Origin of the sequence: Citrobacter gillenii (assembly GCF_013337685.1) — a bacterium.
GTDB classification, from domain to species: Bacteria; Pseudomonadota; Gammaproteobacteria; order Enterobacterales; family Enterobacteriaceae; genus Citrobacter; species Citrobacter gillenii.
In genome coordinates, this window is the sequence record NZ_SUQN01000001.1 from 577,418 (window position 1) to 598,514 (window position 21,097).

The following is a 21,097-nucleotide window of genomic DNA, read 5'->3' on the forward strand; positions in this document are numbered from 1 at the left end:
TGACAGGTCAGACTCGCCTCACTCGGTGAGGCGGTTAGGGGAGTGCCCCCATATTAAGGGCGGGCATTGTAGCGCTGCGCGAGGAGACAGTAAACCTTGCGGGTTCAATCAACCCGCAGATAGTGCCCGTCGGCGCGCACGTACATACCGAAGCCGCAGTTTTGCGGATCGTCGGTACTGGCGTCGATGCCTTCAGGTGTGACCGTCAGCGAGATATCGCAGTGGATGTAGTCACTCTCTCTGAGTGCAATCACGCCTTTATTGTTTTTCAGCGTGACCAGTTCTGAGAATTCACCGATGTTTGGTCCGTAATAGAGGGCCATCATGCCGAAATAATACCCTTGGAAATCAACCTGAAAGTCTGATTTTTTCTCTGTAGGTTTAACAATCAGCGTTTCCCAGGTTGCCAGACCCGCGTAGTTCCAGTATTCCCCGGCAGGGGAGCCGCTTTTAGGCAATGCGGCTAACTTCTCTTTGATAAGCCCCAGGTTGTAGATTGATTTGGCATCGTTGGGATTAATGGTCAGCCAGGCTTGCGCTTTGCGCCATTCACCCTGACGCATCCAGGTTAGCGCTACGTTGTTATATGCCGTCGCCACGGTTTTATCATCAAGCTGACAACCTTCGCTCCAGGTCACCTGTTTTTCAAAGGCTTCACGCGCTTTGGCATAGTTCCTGGCTTTATAGAACTGCTCACCCTGGCTGGCGTAGGTAGGGACTTTCGCGCAGTCGGCTTGCAACTGCTGCTCGGTGATTTCTGCTCTGGCAGGCGTGCAAAGCAGCAACAGAGGGCAGAAGGAGAGTAATATTAAGCGCATTATCTGTTCCATATATCTTTATTCGGCAGTTCTGAATCAGCAATTTTCGAGGTATGCCAGGCAAAGCGACAGCGTTTCGCGAGGGTATCGAAATGTAGCGGAGATAATTCAGTAAATAACGCGTGATCCGGGAAAAGTGTAATAAAGAAATAGGCCCAGCGCGCACTGGCTTTCATGTTGAACAGTTTCTTGTCGTGTTTATTACCATACAGCCACGACAGCGTCACCATGGCTTCCGCCGTACCGTTGTAGCCTTCTTCCTCCAGGATGTTCAGATAGGAATGCGCCAGGGTAAAATCATTTACCTCGCGAAGTTTCAGCAGGAAGACGCTCCAGGCTTGTTTCGAACCGAACCGATCGGCCTGATGTAAATTATCAAGCAGGTTTTTTTCGTAAACGGAACGCATGCCAGCATGGGTTTCTTGCCGGGCTAAACGTTCGTAGCAATCGGCAATTTTGCTGTGAATATCCTGCAGATCATGTTGATACGCGTGGTATCCGGCGTTAACGACCAGTCGATAGGGGGTCTTCTCTTGCAGCGCGACCTGTTGGTGCAAAATCTCCGCTGCACGCTGAAAATAATTTAGCGCGGTAACGGGATCATAAGGAAGCAGGCTATTGTTGTCTGGGTTATTGTATTCGAGGGCCTGCAAGTAGTAGGCGCAGGGCAGGTTTCTCTGAGCACCCAGCTCTGCCAGTAAGGCAAAATGCTGCGGGAGATCGAGCCAGTCAATATCTTTGATGGCTGACTGCCAGTTATTGTTATATTCCAGTGCAGCTACGCTATCGAGTACGGCAATGCCCTGTGCTTCATCTTTTTCAAACCCGAATAATCCCGCGTACTGGAAATAACCGCTGTAGATTCTGGCGGCGTAAAACTCGGTTTGCCTGGCGTTCTGGTGCAAGAAATTATAAATCCACCAGGTGTCCGGGAAGTCGCGTAGCGCAAATTTTAGCGCGTACACAGTGTAGTAATGACTCAGCTTGAGGTTTTCCGCGACCGCACGTTGAATGGTATACCACAGGGCGTCGAGATCGCTCAGATCGTTATAGCAGGTTAACAGCCACTCCAGCGCATGATGACGAGAACTTTGGCTATGCGCCCGCTGGGCAATATCTTCGGCTTTGGCGATAAACGTTTCCCGTTCCGGTGGGTACTCGAGTTCCTTAATACGCAAATCGCGACAGGTGTCCCACCAGATTAATAATTCCAGATGCTCGCGCTCGGCGGCACAAAGATGGCCGCAGGTTGGTGAGGCCAGAAATTCACGAATGCCCTCGTGTGACCCACCCCAGCGTGGCATCTGAAATGGAATGTATTCATCCAGCGCGTAAAATGCGCGCGGAAAAATAGCCAGACACACAGAGAGCCAGTATTCAGCCTCGGCATCGCCCTTGCAATCCGGCAGTACCGCTGGACGCGGTAGATTTGGGCACGCTGCATCTTCCAGAGAAAGCCCGGAAAAGGCCATCAGCGTTTCCATTTCCTGCGGCGAATCCTGATGATATTTGGCTAACACCTGCATCAGCGGTTGCCCGGTGAAATCGGTACCCTCAAGAAATTCAACTAACCAGTCGGGTTGACCGAAGACTTTTGTGTTGGTGCTGGTTAATAAGGCAACCATCCACTGGCGTGGCTCGCAATCGATAGCATTCAATGCGGCAATGACCATTCGCTCGTTGCAGGCCCCGGCGCAAACCCACATTGCGGCAGACGTCTCCTCTGCCCAACCATAGCTACGGTAAAGCCACGCGCGGTGGTTCCAGTACTGGGCTTCGGCAAGCCAGGCGTGAGTCGAGCGCGGGCGGGCGTGCTGCCAGGCTTTGATGAGAGCTAATCCTTGCGGACCTGCATCGACGAGAGCATCCATATCATAAAAACGGTTGCACATTTGGGTCCAGGCGAGGAAGTAACGCTTTTCAGCTTCACGGCTGGTGAAGCTGTCCGTCAGCGCCTGGTTGAAGCGGGCGTCTAGCTCATCGTAGCGCGCTTCGCGCAGCAGTACGGGAATATTGGCGATATGCCAGACGCGTTGCTCGTCAGTATGCGGCAGTTTGCTATTGCACATCTCACGCATTGCGTTGAGTATGCGTTCATCCTGAACCATGGACAGTCCTTTTGGCTACGATGTAGGTGTAAATTCCCTACACTGTAGCCTATAACTGCGAAGCGTGAGATTTTTTTAATTACGCTATCCGACAGGCATCCGCTTCCCAACGATACCCGACGCCGTACACTGCGCGGATAAACGACTGTTCGGCGTCCAGCGACTCCAGCTTGCGCCGCAGGTTCTTGATATGGCTGTCGATGGTGCGATCGGTCACGACCCGGTAGTCATCATAAAGATGGTTAAGCAACTGCTCGCGGGAGAAGACTTTTCCCGGCTCATGCGACAACGTTTTCAGTAGGCGGAACTCCGCCGGGGTTAAGTCGAGCATCTTCCCGCGCCATGACGCCTGAAAACGGCCTTCATCAACGATCAGCGGGCTGGCAGCATCCAGTTGCTGCAGTTCGCGCTGGGGTTTACAGCGGCGCAGTATTGTCTTCACGCGGGCGACAACTTCGCGCGGGCTGTAGGGCTTACAGATGTAGTCATCGGCACCGATCTCCAGTCCCAACAGACGGTCAATTTCTTCGATTTTGGCGGTGACCATCATGATCGGCACTTCAGAGAAACGTCGAATTTCCCGGCATAGGGTCAAGCCGTCAGTGCCTGGCAGCATCAGATCCAGCAAAATCAGATCGGGTGGTGTCTGGCGCACGTACGGTAAAACCTGGTCACCGTGGTTGATGAGCGTCGGGGCATAGCTCGCGGCACGCAGGTAGTCGATAAGCAATTGTCCCAGCTTGGGTTCATCTTCCACGATCAGAATACGCGGCGTGTTTTCATCAATGGGTAACTCTGTCATACATCTCTCTGTAAATCGCGTTCCAGCGGTAACTCTACTGTAATGCTTACCCCGCCAAAAGGCGAATGGGCGGCGCGGATATGCCCATTGTGCGCCTCAACAATATTGACGCAAATCGCCAGACCCAGACCGGAGCCTCCGCTGGCGCGGTTACGCGAACCTTCGGTGCGATAAAATCGCTCAAACAGTTTTTGCAGCTGTGCATCGTTTACGCCCGGGGCTGAATCGGCGAAGGTCAGTAAGACCTGGCGCTCGCGCTGTTCGGCGGAAATACGCAGCCCGCCGCCGCTGTCGGTATAACGTAGGCTGTTTTCCAGCAGGTTATTGAACAGTTGCATCAGACGATCCCGGTCGCCAAACACCGTCATGCTGTCCGGCAGCGAGAGTTGTATTGTCAGTCCGCGGCTGGCAAAACGCTCGCGAAACGCGCCGCTTGCGACTTCCAGTAACGGGATCAGATCCAGGGAGGTTTTTTGGTAGGCCAGGGCGCCTTCATCTGACATTGAGAGCTGATGGAGATCGTCCACCAGTTTGGTCAGCGTGCCCACTTCGGCCTGTAAAGAGGCCACCGAATCTGGAGTGAACTGGCGAACGCCATCCTGAATCGCTTCCAGCTCGCCGCGCAACACCGCCAGCGGCGTGCGCAGTTCGTGAGAAATATCGGCCATAAAATCACGGCGCATTTGCTGGTTCTTTTCCAGCGTACTGGCCAACTGGTTGAAATCCTGCGCCAGTTTGCCCAGTTCATCGGTGCTGGTGGGGGCAACGCGGGTGGTGAAATCCCCCGCGGCCAGCTTGTGCGTGCCGTCCACCAGACGTTTGACGGGGGCCAGCAGACTACGCGCCAGTGTAAACGTAGCCAGCGCCGCCAGGATAGTGGAGAGCGCGACGATCAGCCAACTGGTACGGCGCTGCTGTTTATCGAAATTAATATCTGTATTACGCGTTAAGCGTTCTACGGGCGACGCGATGACGGCACCCACTTCGATCCCGTTAACCATGATTGGGCGGCGCGTGCCGTCGCCGGGAACCGGACCACGTGGGCCGACCAGCACGCGGGCGTTTTGGTCGATGACCCAAAACTGGGTACGCCAGCCGTGCGGTGGCATACCGGGGCCTGGCTTGTCATCGTTGTTGTCGTGTTCAAAAGAGCGCAGGATCTGAAAAACAAAACGATCGTTATTGCGCAGAAACCGCCAGTTGCCATGTTGCTGATATTGTTCGCCCAGCGCGTCGCTCAGCATTTGTAGCCGCTGTTCATTGCCGTGTTTGATGTAGTCAATAAATCCGCGTTCGAAGCTTACCCGTACGGCCCAGTGCATGCTAATGAGTAGCACAATGCAGGTGGCAAAAATCGCCAGAAACAGTTTGCCGGTTATTCCGGGTCGCCATAACTTCATCAGTTGCTCCTTTTACGCCGTGAAATCACCGCGTTGTTTTGCGTATCGTTTGGCACGCGGGCAAAAATCATCGCTGGCAGCGCGATAATCAGGGCAATGCACAGCCAGGTATACATAAAGACGGTATGGGTGCTGCCGCTGTCGAGAGCGATATGCTGTTGACCAAACATGCCCAACAGCAGGCCAGCGATGGTTACCCCGATACTCATCGACAGCTGCATGATCATCGAAAGCAGGCTGTTGCCGCTGCTGGCGAGATCGTCAGGTAAGTCTTTTAAGGTCAGGGTGTTCATCGATGAAAAACGGGTGGAGTTGACCATGCCTTGTAAAAACAGCACGAAGGGCAGCACGTAATACCAGCCGAGCAGGGCGGTGGTCATCAGCAACAGGCAGACCAGCGACAGGCCCAGCGTGGTGGCAACCAGCACCCGACGATAACCAAACCGGTTGACGACCTGAACCACAATACGCTTCATGCCCATGCTGCCCAGTACCATCGGGATCATCATCAGCCCGGCATGAAACGGCGAAAAGCCCAGCCCAATCTGCAAAAACACCGGTGTCATAAACGGTAACATTCCGCTACCAATGCGCCCGACAAAACTGCCAAGCAGGCCTAATGAGAAGGTGGGGGTGCGAAACAGATGCAGACTGAACAGTGCACGCGGGTTGTTGCTGGCGTGTCTGATATACAGAAGGATTGCCAGCACGCCGCAGATAACCAGCGCCGCCAGCGTAATGTCTGAGATCCCGCTGCCTTTGCTGCCATCCAGCGCCAGCGTCAGTGCCGCCATACCAACGGCCAGCAGCATAAATCCCGAAAGATCGAAGCGCCGGGTTTGCAACGTGTAGTTAGGCATCAGCATTAAGGTGGCTATTGCCCCAATAATGCCGACGGGAATGTTAATCAGGAAAATCCAGTGCCAGGACGCATACTCCACCAGAATGCCGCCTAATGCCGGGCCGAGTAACGGGCCAATTTGCCCCGGTAAGGTGACGAAGGTCATTGCCGCCATATACTGCGTGCGCGGGACAATCTTCATCACCGTCAGCCTGCCGACTGGCACCATCATCGCACCGCCGACGCCTTGTAACACGCGGGCCATTACCAGCTCATTGAGCGTGCTGGACCCGGCGCAAAACAGCGATCCCAGCGTGAACAGGATGATGGCGGTGAAGAAAATATTACGTACGCCGATCTTGTCTGCCAGCCAGCCGCTGGCGGGCAGCATCACCGCCACAGTTAAGACATACGACACAATGACCATATGCATATGCAACGGGCTTTCGCCGAGGCTTTTGGCCATTGCAGGCAGCGCGGTATTGACGATGGTGGTATCCAGCGATTGCATAAAAAAGCCGAACGCCACAATCCAAAGCTGCCAGCGGGTGCTGTCGGGAAGTTCTGTCATAAGTCTGCTACCGGGTTGCTGTTTTTACGCGAAAAACGCATACGCAGACGGTCGAAAAAGAGATACACCACCGGGGTGGTGTACAGCGTCAGCAGTTGGCTCACTACCAGCCCGCCGACGATAGTTATCCCCAACGGCTGGCGCAGTTCCGAACCGTCGCCAGCCGATAGCACCAGCGGCAGCGCGCCAAAGAGTGCTGCCAGCGTGGTCATCATGATGGGACGAAAACGCAGCAGGCAGGCCTGGAAAATGGCTTCTTCCGGCGTCAGCTTGCCATTTCTCTGCGCCTCAAGCGCAAAGTCGACCATCATGATGGCGTTTTTCTTCACAATGCCAATTAATAGCATGATCCCTATCAGGGCGATTAGGCTGAACGGGGCATTGAACAATTCCAGTGCCAGTAGCGCACCCACCCCGGCAGAAGGCAGCGTTGAGAGGATAGTAAGCGGGTGAACGTAGCTTTCATACAGCATACCCAGCACGATGTAGACCGTGGCGATGGCGGCGATAATCAGGATCACCTGCGAGTTCATCGTATCCTGAAAAACCTGCGCCGTACCGGCAAAACTGCCGCGCACCGTTGACGGGACGCCAAGCTGGGTCATGGTCCGGTTAATGGCTTCTGTGGCCTCAGAAAGTGATGCGCCGGTCGGCAGGTTAAACGACACGGTTGAGGCGGCAGACAGCCCCTGATGGTTCACCGACAGCGGGGCGTTCGCCGGTTGCCATTTAGCAAAGTACGACAACGGAATGGCTTTGCCATCGCTATTAATGACAAACATTTTATCCAGTGCGCTGATGTCCTGGGTGTAGCGCGGGTCGACCTCCATCACCACTTTGTACTGGTTCATCGGCTGGTAGATGGTCGATATTTGCCGCTGACCAAAGGCGTTATTCAGCAGGCTGTTGGCGGCTTCGACGTCGATCCCCAGACGTGACATGGTGTCACGATCGTAGGTCAGACTCATCTCTGCACCGTTGTCCTGCTGATCGGAGTTGACGTCAGCCAGTTGGGGCAGGGTGGCTAACGCTTTACGGATTTTCGGTTCCCATTCCCGTAATGCGGCGAGATCGTCCGACAGCAGCGTGTACTGGTAGCTGGCGTTGGATTGCCGTCCCCCGACGCGAATATCCTGTACCGCCATCAGAAACAGGTTCGCCCCCGGCTCTTTGGCCAACTTCACGCGCAGCCTGTCGATCACCTGCTGAGCGGTTTGCTGGCGCTCTGCGCGCGGCTTCAGGGTAATAAACATCATGCCGCTGTTAACACGGGAGCCGCCGGTAAAACCGGTGACGTTGTCCACCGCCGGATCGTCACGGATGATCTTCATAAAATCCTGCAACTTCCCGCGCATGGCCTGAAACGAAATGCTTTGGTCGGCCTGGATCCCCCCCATCAGGACGCCGGTGTCCTGCTCCGGGAAAAAGGTTTTGGGGATGGAAATATACAGCCAGACGTTGAGCGCAATGGTTGCCAGTAATACCACGCCCACCATTCGGGTATGGCGTAACACCCACCGCAGCGAGGTGGCGTAACTTTGTTGCAAGGCAACCAGCACCCGGCCAAATCCTCGCTTACGAGACTGTTCTCGTGGGGCGCTTGATTTGAGCATCCATCCGCACATCATTGGTGTGAGCGTCAGCGAGACCAGCAGTGAAATCCCGATGGCAACCGACAGGGTCACGGCAAATTCCCGCAGTAATCGTCCCGGCAGACCGCCCATTAACAGCAGCGGCAGGAACACCGCCACCAGCGACAGGCTCATGGAAAGTACCGTAAATCCGACTTCGCGCGTGCCTTGTAATGCCGCCTGGAGCGGCTTCATTCCCGCTTCCAGGTGCCGGGATATATTTTCCAGCACCACGATGGCGTCATCGACCACAAACCCGGTGGCAATGGTCAGCGCCATTAGCGACAGGTTGTTCAGACTGAATCCACACAGATACATGGCGGCAAACGTGCCAATCAGCGAGACGGGCACTGCTACGGCGGGGATCAGCGTCGCGCGCCCGGAGCGCAGGAAAACAAACACCACCAGGATAACCAGCGCCACGGAGATAATCAGCGTCTGTTCCACTTCTTCCAGCGACGCACGAATGGTCGGCGAACGATCCTGGGCAATTTGCAAATCAATGGCGGCCGGGATCAGCGTTTGTAACTCTGGTAATTTGGCCCGGATGCTGTCCACCGTCTGGATGATGTTGGCTTCCGGGAGTTTGCGGATCATCAACAGAATGGCCGGTTTGGCATTGGTCATCCCGGCGTTACGCACGTCCTGCACCGAGTCAGTGATAGAGGCGACGTCACCCAGACGTACGGCCGCACCGTTGTTATAGTGAATAATCAACGGTTGATACTCAGCCGCGGTTTTGAGCTCGTCGTTGGTTTGCACCTGCCAGCGGCGGGTTTCATCTTCCAGCGCGCCCTGTGGTTGACGCACGTTGGCGCTATTGATCGCGCTACGCACGTCATCCAAAGAGACACCCTGGTTAAACAGCGCCTGTGGGTTCAGGCCAACGCGCACGGCGGGCAGGGAGCTGCCGCCGACGTCGACGTCGCCAACGCCGTCAATTTGCGCGATGGTTTGCGCCAGTTGTGTCGAGGCGAAATCATACAATTCGCCCTGAGAATAAGTATCCGAGGTTAGCGTCAGGATCATGACAGGCGCATCGGATGGATTGGCCTTTCGGTACGTTGGCCGACTGGGCATTCCGCTGGGCAGCAGGCTTTGGGCGGCGTTAATGGCCGCCTGAACGTCCCGCGCCGCGCCGTTGATGTCGCGATCAAACGTAAACTCAAGAATAATGCGCGTGCTGCCAAGCGAACTGCTTGACGTCATTTCATTCACGCCCGCGATACGCCCAAGCGATCGTTCCAGCGGCGTTGCGACGGACGACGCCATGGTTTCGGGTGATGCTCCCGGCAGCGAGGCGCTGACCATGATCACCGGGAAATCTACCTGCGGCAGCGGCGCGACCGGTAACAGGCGAAAGCCCAGAATGCCGCACAGGGTAATGGCGACGGAAAGGAGAATGGTCGCTACCGGACGATGGATGAAGAGAGCAAAAAATTTCATTTACGCGTCCTCTTCCTGACGCGGGAAGCGGTTTTTCACGTACAGCGACAGTCGGTCAAACAGCAGGTAAATCACCGGGGTAGTAAACAGGGTTAATACCTGACTGACCAGCAGTCCACCGACCATACCAATACCTAATGGGCGGCGTAACTCAGCGCCCACGCCGGTACTTAACATCAGCGGCAATGCTCCCAGTAGAGCCGCCAGCGTGGTCATCAGGATCGGCCGAAAACGCAGCAGGCACGCCTGGAATATGGCGTCGCGCGGTGCCATCCCCTGTTCGCGTTCAGCGGCAAGGGCAAAGTCAATCATCATGATGGCGTTTTTCTTGACGATACCGATCAGCAAAATAATACCGATGATCGCAATAACGTCCAGTTCACTACCGGCAATCATCAATGCCAGCAGTGCCCCGACGCCCGCCGTCGGCAGCGTGGAGAGAATGGTGATTGGGTGAATAAAGCTCTCATACAGCACGCCGAGCACGATATACATTGCGACGACCGCCGCCACAATCAGCCAGATTGTGTTGCCGAGCGCGGCCTGGAAGGCCAGCGTACTGCCCTGGAACTGGGTGGTAATACTTGACGGCAGGTCCAGCGTTTTTTCCGCCTGCAGTATTGCCTCTACCGCATCGCCCAGCGAGTGGTCATCTGGCACGTTGAACGAGATGGTGGTGACCGGGAACTGATCGAGATGGTTTATCGACAGCGGGGCAAAACGCTGCTCAATGCTGGCGATGGTGCTAAGCGGGACGATCCCGCCGTCGCTGCTGGTCAGGCGAAGGGAGTCCAACGCGGAAAGCCCCGGCGTACTGGCGGTATCATGTTCCAACACCACCCGATATTGGTTTGCCTGGGTGTAGATGGTTGAAATCAGCCGCTGTCCGAAAGCGTTATACAGCGCGTTATCGACATCTGCCATGCTGATGCCTAAACGGCTGGCGCTGTCGCGATTAACATTTACATACGCCACCAGTCCCTGGTCCTGCCAGTCACTGCTGACGTCAGACAGCTGCGGCAACTGCTGCAGTTTTTCCAGTAGTTGCGGCACCCAGGTGCTGAGAGCGTCCAGCGAGGTGGCCTGCAGCGTAAACTGATACTGGGTGCGGCTCACCTGCGTATCAATGGTCAGATCCTGGGTAGGTTGAAGATAGAGATCGACGCCGGGCACGTTATCCACTGCATCCTGCAGGCGAGCGATGACTTTTTGCACGCGGTCATCGCGTTCATTCAGCGGCTTAAGGTTAATTTGCAGGCGCGCGCTGTTCAGCGCCGGGTTGGTGCCATCAACGCCGACGAACGCGGTCAGGCTTTCTACTGCCGGGTCTTTAAGGATCACATCAGAGACCTGACGCTGGCGTTGAGCCATGCTGGCAAATGAGCTGGACTGCGGTGCCTGCAATGTGCCCTGAATAATGCCGTTATCCTGGATCGGGAAGAAGCCCTTCGGGATAAAGATCCACAGCATCACGCTTAATGCCAGCGTGCCGAGCGCGACGCCAAGCGTCAGCCACGGGTGGTTAAGCACTTTTGCCAGCCAGTGACCGTACCCGGCAATGACGCGCTCGAACATTCTTTCCGAGGCACGGGAGAAGCGGTTTTGCTTGCGCAATGACGCCTGGCTGAGCATGCGGGCGCACATCATTGGCGTGAGCGTCAGTGACACGACGGCGGAAATCAAAATCGCCACCGCCAGCGTGACGGCGAACTCGCGGAATAATCGCCCGACGATATCGCCCATAAACAGTAGTGGGATCAGCACCGCGATCAGGGAAAACGTCAATGAGATGATAGTAAAACCAATCTCGCCTGCGCCTTTCAGCGCGGCGGTCAGCGGTTTTTCCCCTTTTTCGATATAGCGCGAAATATTCTCGATAACCACAATCGCGTCATCGACCACAAACCCCGTGGCGATGGTCAGCGCCATCAGCGTCAGGTTATTAATCGAGAAATCGAGGAATACCATTACCGCAAAGGTACCTATCAGCGATAGCGGTACGGCGACCGCGGGAATAATCGTGGCCGGTATATTGCGCAGGAACAGGTAAATGATCATCACCACCAGCGCAATCGCCAGCATCAGTTCAAACTGGGTGTCGGAAACGGAAGCACGAATGTTGGTTGTACGATCCGAAAGCACCGTGACATTGACCGATTTTGGCAGGCTTTCTGTTAGCGCAGGCAGCATCTGGCGAATGCTGTCCGCGGTGGAGATAATGTTCGCACCAGGCTGGCGCTGAACGTTCATCACGATAGCTTGTTGCTTATTGGCCCACGCGCCCAGCCAGCTGTTTTCCGCACCTTGCTCGACGGTTGCGACATCCCCGAGGCGCACTGGCGCACCGTTTTTATAGGCAATGATTAACTGACGATACTCATCGGCAGACTGCATCTGGTCGTTGGCGGACAGGGTGACGGCGCGCGTCGGGCCATCCAGGCTACCTTTGGCTGAATTGACGTTGGCGCCGGTGATGGCGGTGCGGACGGTTTCGCTGGTCAGCCCTAACGCGGCAATGGCCTGTGCGTTAAGTTTTACGCGCACGGCGGGACGTTGTCCGCCAGACAGTGTAACCAGGCCCACGCCGGAGACTTGAGAGATTTTCTGTGCCACGCGGGTTTCGACCATATCTTCCACCTGCGTCATGGGCATGGCGGTAGAGGTCACCGCCAGCGTCATGATCGGCGGATCCGCCGGGTTCACTTTGCTGTACACCGGTGGGTTGGGCAGATCGCTCGGTAATAAATTGGTGGCGGCGTTAATCGCGGCCTGGACTTCTTGTTCGGCGACGTCCAGCGGTAACGTGAGCTGAAACTGCAATGTCACCACGGATGCACCACCGGAGCTTTGTGAGGACATCTGTTTTAGACCCGACATCTGCCCAAACTGGCGCTCAAGCGGAGCTGTCACGGCGGAGGTCATCACATCCGGGCTGGCACCAGGGTAGAGTGTCACTACCTGAATGGTCGGGTAATCCACTTCCGGCAACGCCGCGATGGGCAGGAAGCGATAGCCTATAATCCCGGCGAGTAAAATCGCCACCATCAGCAGCGTGGTGGCAACAGGGCGCAGAATAAACAGGCGGGATGGGCCGCCAATGTTGTCCGGAGGTAACGCCTGCATCAGGAGCGTGCTCCTTTTTTGCCGTACTCGCGTGCGGTGGCTTTATCGTTTGTGGCCGTGGCGCTATGCGCCTCTACAACGTCAACTTTTGCCCCTTCCGTCAGGCGGTCAATACCGTCGGTGACGACGCGATCGCCCGCCGACAGCCCGGCGGTAATCACCACTTTTTGACTGTCCTGAATGCCCGGTTTGACCAGATGTTTACTGACTTTATTCTCTGTATTCAGCACCCAGACAAAGTGACCTTCATTGCCCATTTGTAAGGCGGCAGTGGGGATCACGGTGGCGTTTTGCTCGGTGGCGACCAGCATGCGGGCGTTAACGAACTGGTTCGGAAACAGCGTGTCATCCTGATTGTTGAAGCGAGCCTTCGCTTTGATGGTGCCGGTGGTGGCATCAATCTGGTTGTCGAGGCTCAGCAGTACGCCTTCACTGAGTTTCTGCGAATTGGTGCGATCCCAGGCTTCGACCTTCAGCGGGTTGCCCGTTTTTTGCGCCCGTAGCACGGTCGCAATATCGTTTTCTGGCAAGGTGAAGATCAGGTCGATGGGATGGGTTTGCGTAATGACGACAATCCCGGTGGTATCACCGCTGGAGATTTGGTTACCCACGTCGACCAGTTTCAGGCCGACACGGCCATCGACAGGGGCGGTGATGCGACTCCAGTCGAGCTGCAACTGGGCGCTGGCGACGCTGGCTTCATCGGCTTTGATCGTCCCTTGCGTTTCGTTCACCAATGCCTGCTGAGCATCCAGTTCCTGACGGGAGACCAGATTGGTTTTCACCAGTTGCTGATAGCGGGCCAGGTCGCGACGGGCATTTGCCAGCGTAGCGGTATCTTTGGCTAACTGTCCCTGCGCCTGGGCAAGGGCGACTTTGAACTGGCTGGGGTCTATTTCAGCCAGCAGGTCGCCGGCTTTGACCTGCTGTCCTTCCTGAAAGTGTAACGCGATGAGCTGACCGTCTACCCGACTGCGAACCGTTGCGGTATTCGCGGCCGTCACGGTGCCCAGTCCCGTCAGGTAACGTGGAACGGCTTGTTCCTTTGCGGTGGCTACCTGCACGGGGGCTAGCGGACCAGAACGCATTCCGCGACGCCCTGAGCCTGCGGCGTGCTGTGCTTGCCCGGTTGCACCGGGGGCATTCCCCTGAGATTCACTGCGACTGTGCCAGAACCAAAATGCGGCGATGGCCGCCACGACGGTCACGATTGCTATCACCCAGCGGGATTTGTTACTACCTTTCATTGTTATAAGTTTCTCATCCTGAAACGTTTCGCGTAATGATACTAGTTTAGCCAGCGATCAAGGGCGAAAGATGGAGGAATTATGAAACACTGTCGGGATTCGTCTGAATGGCGGCGCGGCTTTGCGAGGCGTTACGCAACAATGGGCGGTGAAAATCGCCAACGCGAAAGAGTGCGCTAGAGTGCGGACAAGGCAAAAGGAGGTCAGCCAGAGATTTCAGCCGGACGCTGAAACGGGAAAGCCCCTCCCGAGGAAGGGGCCAAAATAAGGAAAGGGTTATGATGAAGTACGTCATCATACTGGTGATACTCTTAGTGATTAGCTTCGCGGCTTACTAAGACACCAGGGGAGGGGAAACCCTCCCTAACCCTCACTCCTGACCATAAGCCACAGTCACGATGATGTCAATACGCACACTTTTCAGCCTGCGAGCCGCTTAGCGGAAAACCACGTCTGCCCAGCGTGCCAGACCGGCAGTCACCGAGCCGAAATCATCGCCACCGGCGATAGGGATCCCCGGCAGCTGTTCGGCGAGCGCTTTTTTGATAAGCGGTGAGCGTGCACTGCCACCGGTCAAATAAATAACATCCGGTTTTTCCTGGGCATTATCCAGCGCCAGCTGCACCTGCTCCAGAATGCGCGCCAGTGGCTGATTGAGCGCCGCCTCCAGCCCCTGTTGACTGATTGCTGTCGCCAGTTCATCACTGATAAACGGCAGCGCCGCCGTGACGTTAGCCTGTGCGGAAAGCGCAATTTTGCTTTCTTCTGCGCTGCGTACCAGCCGGTAGCTCAGACGTTCGCGCCAGACTTTGAGCAGTAACGCGACTTTGTCTGCTTCACGCGCGTCGCGGATCAGATCGTTTAACAAGCGTCCGTTGGCGGTACTGTAAAAATCACTTTGGGCCGGAACGTCGTTAATGGCGACGGCGTTCCACCACGGCAGAATAGGTAAGGCGATGCCTTTTTCGGTTTCGCCTCCCATGCCGAGCAATGGCATCAGGTGTTTAAAGGCCAGCGCGATGTCCAGATCGTTACCGCCTACGCGACAGCCACTGTGACCTAACAGGCTGGTCTCGCGATCGGCGCGCTGATGCCACTGCGGGCCCATTAGCAGCAACGAGCAGTCGGTGGTACCACCGCCGATGTCCACCACCAGCACGCGTTTCTCGTCTTGCAGCGTGGCTTCATAATCCAGTCCCGCCGCGACCGGCTCGTACTGAAACACCACATCCTGGAAACCGGCGCGTTTGGCCGCACGCTCAAGAATACCTTGTGCCTGGGCGTTGGCGTCGTCGCCGCCTAACCCCTGGAAGTTGATCGGACGACCGATAACGGCCTGGGTGATCGCTTCGGGTAGCTGGTTTTGTGCCTGGTTGCGGATGTGCAGCATCATCGCACAGACTAAATCTTCAAATAGCGCAACCTGCTGTGGTTTCAGGCCGCTGGCACCTAAAAACGATTTTGGTGATTTAACGAAGTAGACTTCTTCCGGGTCATCAATATATTGGCCCAGTGATGTCAGACCAAACTGCACGCTATTGGCGTTCACATCGATGTCTTCTTCGCGGTTAAAGCGCACCGCACGACGCAGTAATGCCTGCGTTTCGTCATCCGTTGCCGGGACATCATGATGGCGATACAGCCACTCGCTGACCGCTTCACGCGTCGGGGCGCACAGCATGGAGGGCAGTAGCGTGCTGTCATTTTCCATTTTGAGCAATTGCGGCTGCCCGTCACGCATGACGGCCACTGAACAGTTCGCCGTACCATAGTCAAAACCAATAAACACCGTAAAGCTCCCCAGGGCAGTCAAGAAGGGGCGAGACTTTAGCGAAATGTTGTCGTCCCGACAACTGGAATATGAAAGCAAGGCGCATCGGCGGAATAGCATTTATGCTGTAGGCTGGTAAAAAAAGGACGCGGACATGTATACACTGAACTGGCAATCGCCCTATGACTGGCCCTGGATGCTGGGGTTTCTCGCTGACCGTGCCGTGGATGGCGTAGAAACTGTAGGCACATTGACGTATGCAAGGAGCCTGGCGATTGGCCAGCATCGTGGGGTGGTGAGCGTTGTCCCGGATCTGGAGGCCAACGTGCTGCAGGTAACGTTAAGCCCGGGACTTCAGCCCGTTGCCCGCGAGTGTCTGGCCAAAATGGCGCAGTTGTTCGATCTGAACTGCTGTCCGCAGCACGTTGTCAGCGCGTTGGGGCGTCTGGGGGCCGCACGCCCTGGATTGCGTCTACCGGGATCGGTTGATGCGTTCGAACAGGGCGTTCGCGCGATTTTAGGTCAGTTGGTCAGCGTGGCGATGGCGGCAAAACTGACGGCGAAGGTGGTACATCTGTATGGCGATAGGCTTGCCGACGCACCAGAGTACGTGTGCTTTCCTACTCCTGAGGCGCTGGCCGCCGCACAACCGCTGGAGCTGAAAGCGCTGGGCATGCCGCTTAAACGTGCGGAAGCGCTGATTCACCTTGCCCGGGCGGCGCTGGATGGCACGCTTAAGCCTGTTGCCCCGCCTGATATCGAGCAGGGGGTGAAGCAGTTACAAACGTTTCCAGGCATTGGACGCTGGACGGCCAATTACTTCGCGCTGCGCGGGTGGCAGGCGAAGGACATTTTTCTTCCCGATGATTACTTGATTAAACAGCGTTTTCCAGGCATGACGCCGGCGCAAATCCGGCGCTACGCAGAGCGCTGGAAGCCCTGGCGTTCCTACGCGCTACTGCATATCTGGTATACGGAAGGCTGGCAACCATCAGTTGATGGCGAAATTGCTGGTGTTGAGTAGCAACTCCAGCGGTTGGGCGTCGGCAATAATATCGCCAAAAATCATATCAATACCGATGCCAGACAGGGCATCCATAATCAGCGGCATGTTTACCGGTCCAGCGATAGTTTTGATATCCAGACGTTGTGCGTGGCTCTGAATAATGGAAACCCACATTTCGTCCGTCAGATTGCCGTGCGCGCTGGCGCTCAGTTCGCTGTCAAGTAACAGGTAATCAGCGACGTGATACTTGAGATTGTCAAAGACCTCTAAATCGCGACCGACCTGGCTTAAAATGATGCGACAACCCGCCTGGCGTAATCGTTGCATGGCGGGCATGGCCTGCGCTGGATGCGTTTTCATCACGTCTACCGGTACGCTCAGATGCAATAAACGAGGCGGAAGCGGACTATTTTCCATCAATGCCAGCAGTTCATCAACCAGCACGGGATTGAGCAACCCGGCGGCGGAAAGGGGCAGGGCAACGCTAAGCCCTTTACCGGCAACAGCGGAGGCAGAATGCTGGAAAAATTCAGTAAAGACCCGACGGTCGAGAGCATGATTGAGTGTAGGATCGACCAGACCGGCGCGGAAAGCCTGCTCCTCAATGACGTCGCCTTCGCTGTTCCATAAGCGCAGCGACAACAGCCAGAAGCTAAAGGTCTCAGGAACCCGTGGAGACGCGACGCCGTGGGCGATCATCAATATTGGGTTATGGGTAATGATGTTGCGTTGTTCATCGGGTGACAGTATCCCTCGCGTCGCATGCATCTGGCTCTGCTGGGGTTCATAGACGCATACCCGCCCACGTCCGCTATTTTTGGCCGCGTAGCAGGCAATATCTGCCTGCGACATCACCTCGGTGGCGATACGATTTTTGTCATCAATTAGCGTGATCCCGGCACTGGCGCCAATACGGTGTAAACGGCCTTCCCATGTAAAGTGGTAATCATTGATGGCGCTAATGACGCGACCCGCGATAAACCGGGCACTTTCGATATTACAATCTGGCAGCAGCAAGCCGAACTCATCGCCGCCAAGACGCGCCAGCACATCGCTGGTGCGCAGCATGCTCAGCATCAGAGAAGACAGCTCGCGCAGCAAGGCATCTCCCGCCGCATGACCGGCGCTATCGTTGACGGCTTTAAAACGATCCAGATCGATGAAGACCAGCGCGTGACGCTGATGGGAGTTGTGTACCGTATGCAGCAATTGTTTCAGATGGTTTTCGAAGCTGACCCGGTTGGCCAGATGCGTGAGGTCATCATGCGATGCGCTGTAACTGAGTTGACGCAACATCTTACGTGATTCGGTGACATCCTGAATCACCAACACGGAGCCAATGCTACCGCCGTCGAGGGTGCTGAGCGGCGTGATACTGTACTGAATATCGTAGCTGGTGCCGTTACGACAATGCAGGACCACTTCTTGCTCAATAGCCGTGCGCGACATGTCGGCGCTGTAGATATTTTCCATTAGCGGGCCGTTATCACCGAAAGTAATACGCAGCACCGTGAGCAACGGGATCCCTAATGCGCTCTCTTGCGACCAGCCGCTCATTTTCTCGGCCACCGGATTCATAAAGGTGATTTTCAGGTCGACGTCGATACAAATCACCGCTTCACCGATGGAATCCAGCGTAATATGCAAACGCTCTTTTTCCTGATACAGCGCCTCGTGGAGTTGCTTCACTTCGGTCATGTCGAGATTGATACCGAGCAAACGTTCCACTTCACCGTCTTTATTCAGCACCCGGTTAGCCAACGAGCGGATATGCCGAATGCCGTCTTTGACCGCAATGCGGAATTCAAGTTTGAAAGGAACACGTGCCGCCAGCGAATCGCGAATCACGCTTTCGGCATGTTCACGATCTTCAGGGACCACGCAGTCATACCAGACTTGCCAACTGGGTTTGATGTGCGCAGGGACCTCATAAAGATCGAACATGCGCTTATCCCAGCTGATTACGTCAGGCTGCAATTCCCATTCCCAGATGCCAATGCCGCCTGCTTCATTCGCCAGCGTAATACGTTCCATTAACCGCTTATTGATCCACTCCGTGTGTTTCAGGTCGTTAATGTCCTCAACCTGGGCAATAAAGTAGAGTGGGGTGTTATCGCTATGACGAACCAGTGAAACGGCCAGCAGTGCCCAGACCACCTCGCCTGCACGGGTGTAATAGCGTTTTTCCATTGAATAACTATTGATTTCACCGCGCGACAGCATTTGCAACTGCTCAAGGTCGTTATTCAGATCTTCCGGCCAGGTTAACTGCTGGAAGGTCAGCGAGCGCAGCTCTTCCTGGCTGTAACCCAGAAAATGACACAAGGCTTTATTGGCCTGTAGCCATTGCCCCTCGGTGCCCACCAGCGCCATGCCGATAGCGGAGTATTCCATGGCGTTGCGAAAACGCGTTTCGCTCTCTGAAATGTGTTTACGTTCGGCACGAAACGCGTACATGACCATGGTCATCATGTTTGCCGGTAACAGAATCATCAAAAACGGCAGCCACGGCATGCTGGACATGACAAACGTTTTCGAGGTGGAGAGCAGTGAAGGGTCGGCGGCCAGCATTAGCGAGACCATCATTACGGTGCTGAGGAAAATCAGAAACGCTTCCATGCGCGGCAGACGCACGGCACTCCACATCAGCAAAACGATCACGCAGGTAAACGGCCATGGAAGATACATCATCGACAGCCAGCTGAACGCTAAAGTTACCAGTAGGGTGATGAGCGTTTCCAGCAATAAACGGGGATCGCGGTGACGCAGCAGATAATGCGGCTTAAACAGCAAACCTAACGGTACCAGCGCGAGCGCGCCGATGGATTCTGAAAGCACCCAAATTAGAAACGTATTTAACGACGTTTCACCTGGAAGCAGCAGCCACATCAAAAAACCGCCCAGCAGCGGCGGGACCACGGCACTACCGAATGCCAGGCGAGCCCAGTCGTTAAGATTTTGTAAGGGATTGTACCAGGGCAACAGCCTGCGCAATAACATGGCGCCCGCAACGGCCTCAATAATATTGATGGCAGTGTAGGTGAAATTCAGCGTGTCGGTCGGGAAGAACAACAAAGAGGCACCGATGCTGCCCAGGGAGCATGCCAGCGCGATCCCCGGCCACATCTTTCCTGCATGACGGTAAAAAGCCACCATCATAATTGAGGTCGGGAACCACAGCGGCGCCAGCTGCGTGCCGTAACGGGACAGCTCCAGCGAGAACAACGTAAAGATGAACGCCACCAGACCTAAACTGGCCAGGCGCAGTAGAGGATGCGGTAAGGTAACTAAAACATGTTGGGATGGTTTACTCATTACCGCTTTACCCGAATAGCCGATGTCGCCGTGGCGAAGATGCCGGAAGCATCATGTTTAATCTGTGATTATGCTAGTACAAACATTTTACAATTAATACGCCAGCTGCTCATAAAATAACACTCTCAAGCTATTAATTCCTAAGGTGGGTGAATAAATTTTGTGCCTGCTTTAAAACTGACCATTTTAATTTGCGACAGGGACTGCATTGGTGCAGCCTGGGCTGGCGTCGCGCCGCTGAAATCCCTATAATTGCCGCGTTTGGCGTTTCGACGCCCCCTTCCTAACATCCAGGTTAATCAGGTCGCTAAATTTATGACTGATCAGTCTCATCAGTGCGTCATTATCGGCATTGCCGGCGCATCGGCTTCCGGCAAGAGTCTTATTGCCAGTACTCTCTATCGCGAATTGCGTGAACAAGTGGGTGACGAACATATTGGCGTTATTCCCGAAGACAGTTATTACAAAGATCAAAGCCATCTGTCGATGGAAGAACGTGTAAAAACCAACTACGACCATCCGAACGCGATGGATCACAGCCTGCTGTTCCAGCATCTGCAAACGCTGAAACGCGGCTCGGCGATTGAATTACCCGTCTACAGCTATGTTGAACACACGCGTACGCAAGAGACTATTCATATTGAACCCAAAAAAGTGATTATCCTCGAAGGCATTTTGCTGCTGACGGATGCACGTTTGCGTGACGAGATGAATTTTTCTATTTTTGTAGATACCCCGCTCGACATTTGTCTGATGCGCCGTATCAAGCGGGACGTCAACGAGCGCGGCCGCTCGATGGATTCGGTGATGGCGCAATACCAGAAAACTGTGCGTCCAATGTTCCTGCAATTTATTGAACCCTCAAAACAATACGCCGATATCATCGTGCCGCGCGGGGGTAAAAACCGCATTGCCATCGATATTCTGAAGGCGAAAATCAGTCAGTTCTTTGAATAAGTTCAGCGAATTGTGTACCGTTCAGTAATAACCTGGTTCACCCTTAACGCACCTGGCGTTA

General features: G+C 55.1%; 13 protein-coding genes. 3 read left to right on the forward strand and 10 right to left on the reverse strand.

All coding sequences use genetic code 11. The annotated features are described in order from the left end of the window. Nucleotides 1–104: 104 nt before the first annotated feature. The 8 genes from FCH32_RS02705 to FCH32_RS02740 form a co-directional block, all read right to left on the reverse strand. Nucleotides 105–818 carry a tetratricopeptide repeat protein gene (locus FCH32_RS02705; protein WP_174360446.1) on the reverse strand — a complete coding sequence of 238 codons (714 nt, stop codon included), beginning with the start codon at nt 816–818 and terminating at the stop codon, nt 105–107. Then, on the reverse strand, nt 818–2,926 hold the full coding sequence (locus FCH32_RS02710) for a DUF4034 domain-containing protein (RefSeq protein ID WP_153879922.1): 2,109 nt from the start codon (nt 2,924–2,926) through the stop codon (nt 818–820). Before FCH32_RS02710 ends, FCH32_RS02705 begins: the two co-directional genes overlap by 1 nt. A 79-nt stretch (nt 2,927–3,005) precedes the next feature. Then, nucleotides 3,006–3,728, reverse strand: a complete 723-nt coding sequence (gene baeR, locus FCH32_RS02715) for an envelope stress response regulator BaeR (protein WP_115258084.1) — start codon at nt 3,726–3,728, stop codon at nt 3,006–3,008. Further along, entirely contained in the window at nt 3,725–5,128 is a 1,404-nt protein-coding gene (gene baeS, locus FCH32_RS02720; RefSeq protein ID WP_137399512.1) for an envelope stress sensor histidine kinase BaeS, read from the reverse strand. The genes baeR and baeS overlap by 4 nt, the downstream gene beginning before the upstream one ends. Then, nucleotides 5,128–6,540 (reverse strand): MFS transporter, encoded by a 1,413-nt coding sequence (gene mdtD, locus FCH32_RS02725; protein ID WP_174360447.1) that lies wholly within the window; start codon nt 6,538–6,540, stop codon nt 5,128–5,130. The genes baeS and mdtD overlap by 1 nt, the downstream gene beginning before the upstream one ends. Beyond that, nucleotides 6,537–9,617: a multidrug efflux RND transporter permease subunit MdtC gene (gene mdtC, locus FCH32_RS02730; RefSeq protein ID WP_174360448.1), complete on the reverse strand. Its 3,081-nt coding sequence runs from the start codon at nt 9,615–9,617 to the stop codon at nt 6,537–6,539. Before mdtC ends, mdtD begins: the two co-directional genes overlap by 4 nt. Continuing rightward, nucleotides 9,618–12,740: an MdtB/MuxB family multidrug efflux RND transporter permease subunit gene (locus FCH32_RS02735; RefSeq protein ID WP_174360449.1), complete on the reverse strand. Its 3,123-nt coding sequence runs from the start codon at nt 12,738–12,740 to the stop codon at nt 9,618–9,620. Beyond that, the gene (locus FCH32_RS02740; protein WP_174360450.1) at nt 12,740–13,987 is read right to left on the reverse strand and encodes an MdtA/MuxA family multidrug efflux RND transporter periplasmic adaptor subunit; all 1,248 of its coding nucleotides are present in this window, start codon (nt 13,985–13,987) and stop codon (nt 12,740–12,742) included. Before FCH32_RS02740 ends, FCH32_RS02735 begins: the two co-directional genes overlap by 1 nt. A gap of 278 nt (nt 13,988–14,265) precedes the next feature. Between FCH32_RS02740 and FCH32_RS02745 the strand changes: the two genes are divergently transcribed. Beyond that, nucleotides 14,266–14,325, forward strand: a complete 60-nt coding sequence (locus FCH32_RS02745; RefSeq protein ID WP_101741518.1) for a type I toxin-antitoxin system Ibs family toxin — start codon at nt 14,266–14,268, stop codon at nt 14,323–14,325. A gap of 98 nt (nt 14,326–14,423) precedes the next feature. Here the strand turns inward: FCH32_RS02745 and yegD are convergent, their stop codons facing one another. After that, entirely contained in the window at nt 14,424–15,776 is a 1,353-nt protein-coding gene (yegD, locus tag FCH32_RS02750; RefSeq protein WP_174360451.1) for a molecular chaperone, read from the reverse strand. A gap of 136 nt (nt 15,777–15,912) precedes the next feature. Between yegD and alkA the strand changes: the two genes are divergently transcribed. Continuing rightward, on the forward strand, nt 15,913–16,782 hold the full coding sequence (alkA, locus tag FCH32_RS02755) for a DNA-3-methyladenine glycosylase 2 (RefSeq protein WP_117343269.1): 870 nt from the start codon (nt 15,913–15,915) through the stop codon (nt 16,780–16,782). Here alkA and FCH32_RS02760 read toward each other — a convergent pair. Beyond that, nucleotides 16,750–20,079 carry a diguanylate cyclase gene (locus tag FCH32_RS02760; protein WP_174360452.1) on the reverse strand — a complete coding sequence of 1,110 codons (3,330 nt, stop codon included), beginning with the start codon at nt 20,077–20,079 and terminating at the stop codon, nt 16,750–16,752. The genes alkA and FCH32_RS02760 overlap by 33 nt on opposite strands. 315 nt (nt 20,080–20,394) lie before the next feature. Between FCH32_RS02760 and udk the strand changes: the two genes are divergently transcribed. Then, nucleotides 20,395–21,036 (forward strand): uridine kinase, encoded by a 642-nt coding sequence (gene udk / locus FCH32_RS02765; RefSeq protein WP_005128328.1) that lies wholly within the window; start codon nt 20,395–20,397, stop codon nt 21,034–21,036. Nucleotides 21,037–21,097 lie beyond the last annotated feature (61 nt).

Coding starts and splice junctions, on each gene's coding strand:
- FCH32_RS02705 (WP_174360446.1), bottom strand. CDS start 818: ATGCGCTTAATATTACTCTCCTTCTGCCCTCTGTTGCTGCTTTGCACG.
- FCH32_RS02710 (WP_153879922.1), bottom strand. CDS start 2,926: ATGGTTCAGGATGAACGCATACTCAACGCAATGCGTGAGATGTGCAAT.
- baeR (WP_115258084.1), bottom strand. CDS start 3,728: ATGACAGAGTTACCCATTGATGAAAACACGCCGCGTATTCTGATCGTG.
- baeS (WP_137399512.1), bottom strand. CDS start 5,128: ATGAAGTTATGGCGACCCGGAATAACCGGCAAACTGTTTCTGGCGATT.
- mdtD (WP_174360447.1), bottom strand. CDS start 6,540: ATGACAGAACTTCCCGACAGCACCCGCTGGCAGCTTTGGATTGTGGCG.
- mdtC (WP_174360448.1), bottom strand. CDS start 9,617: ATGAAATTTTTTGCTCTCTTCATCCATCGTCCGGTAGCGACCATTCTC.
- FCH32_RS02735 (WP_174360449.1), bottom strand. CDS start 12,740: ATGCAGGCGTTACCTCCGGACAACATTGGCGGCCCATCCCGCCTGTTT.
- FCH32_RS02740 (WP_174360450.1), bottom strand. CDS start 13,987: ATGAAAGGTAGTAACAAATCCCGCTGGGTGATAGCAATCGTGACCGTC.
- alkA (WP_117343269.1), top strand. CDS start 15,913: ATGTATACACTGAACTGGCAATCGCCCTATGACTGGCCCTGGATGCTG.
- FCH32_RS02760 (WP_174360452.1), bottom strand. CDS start 20,079: ATGAGTAAACCATCCCAACATGTTTTAGTTACCTTACCGCATCCTCTA.
- udk (WP_005128328.1), top strand. CDS start 20,395: ATGACTGATCAGTCTCATCAGTGCGTCATTATCGGCATTGCCGGCGCA.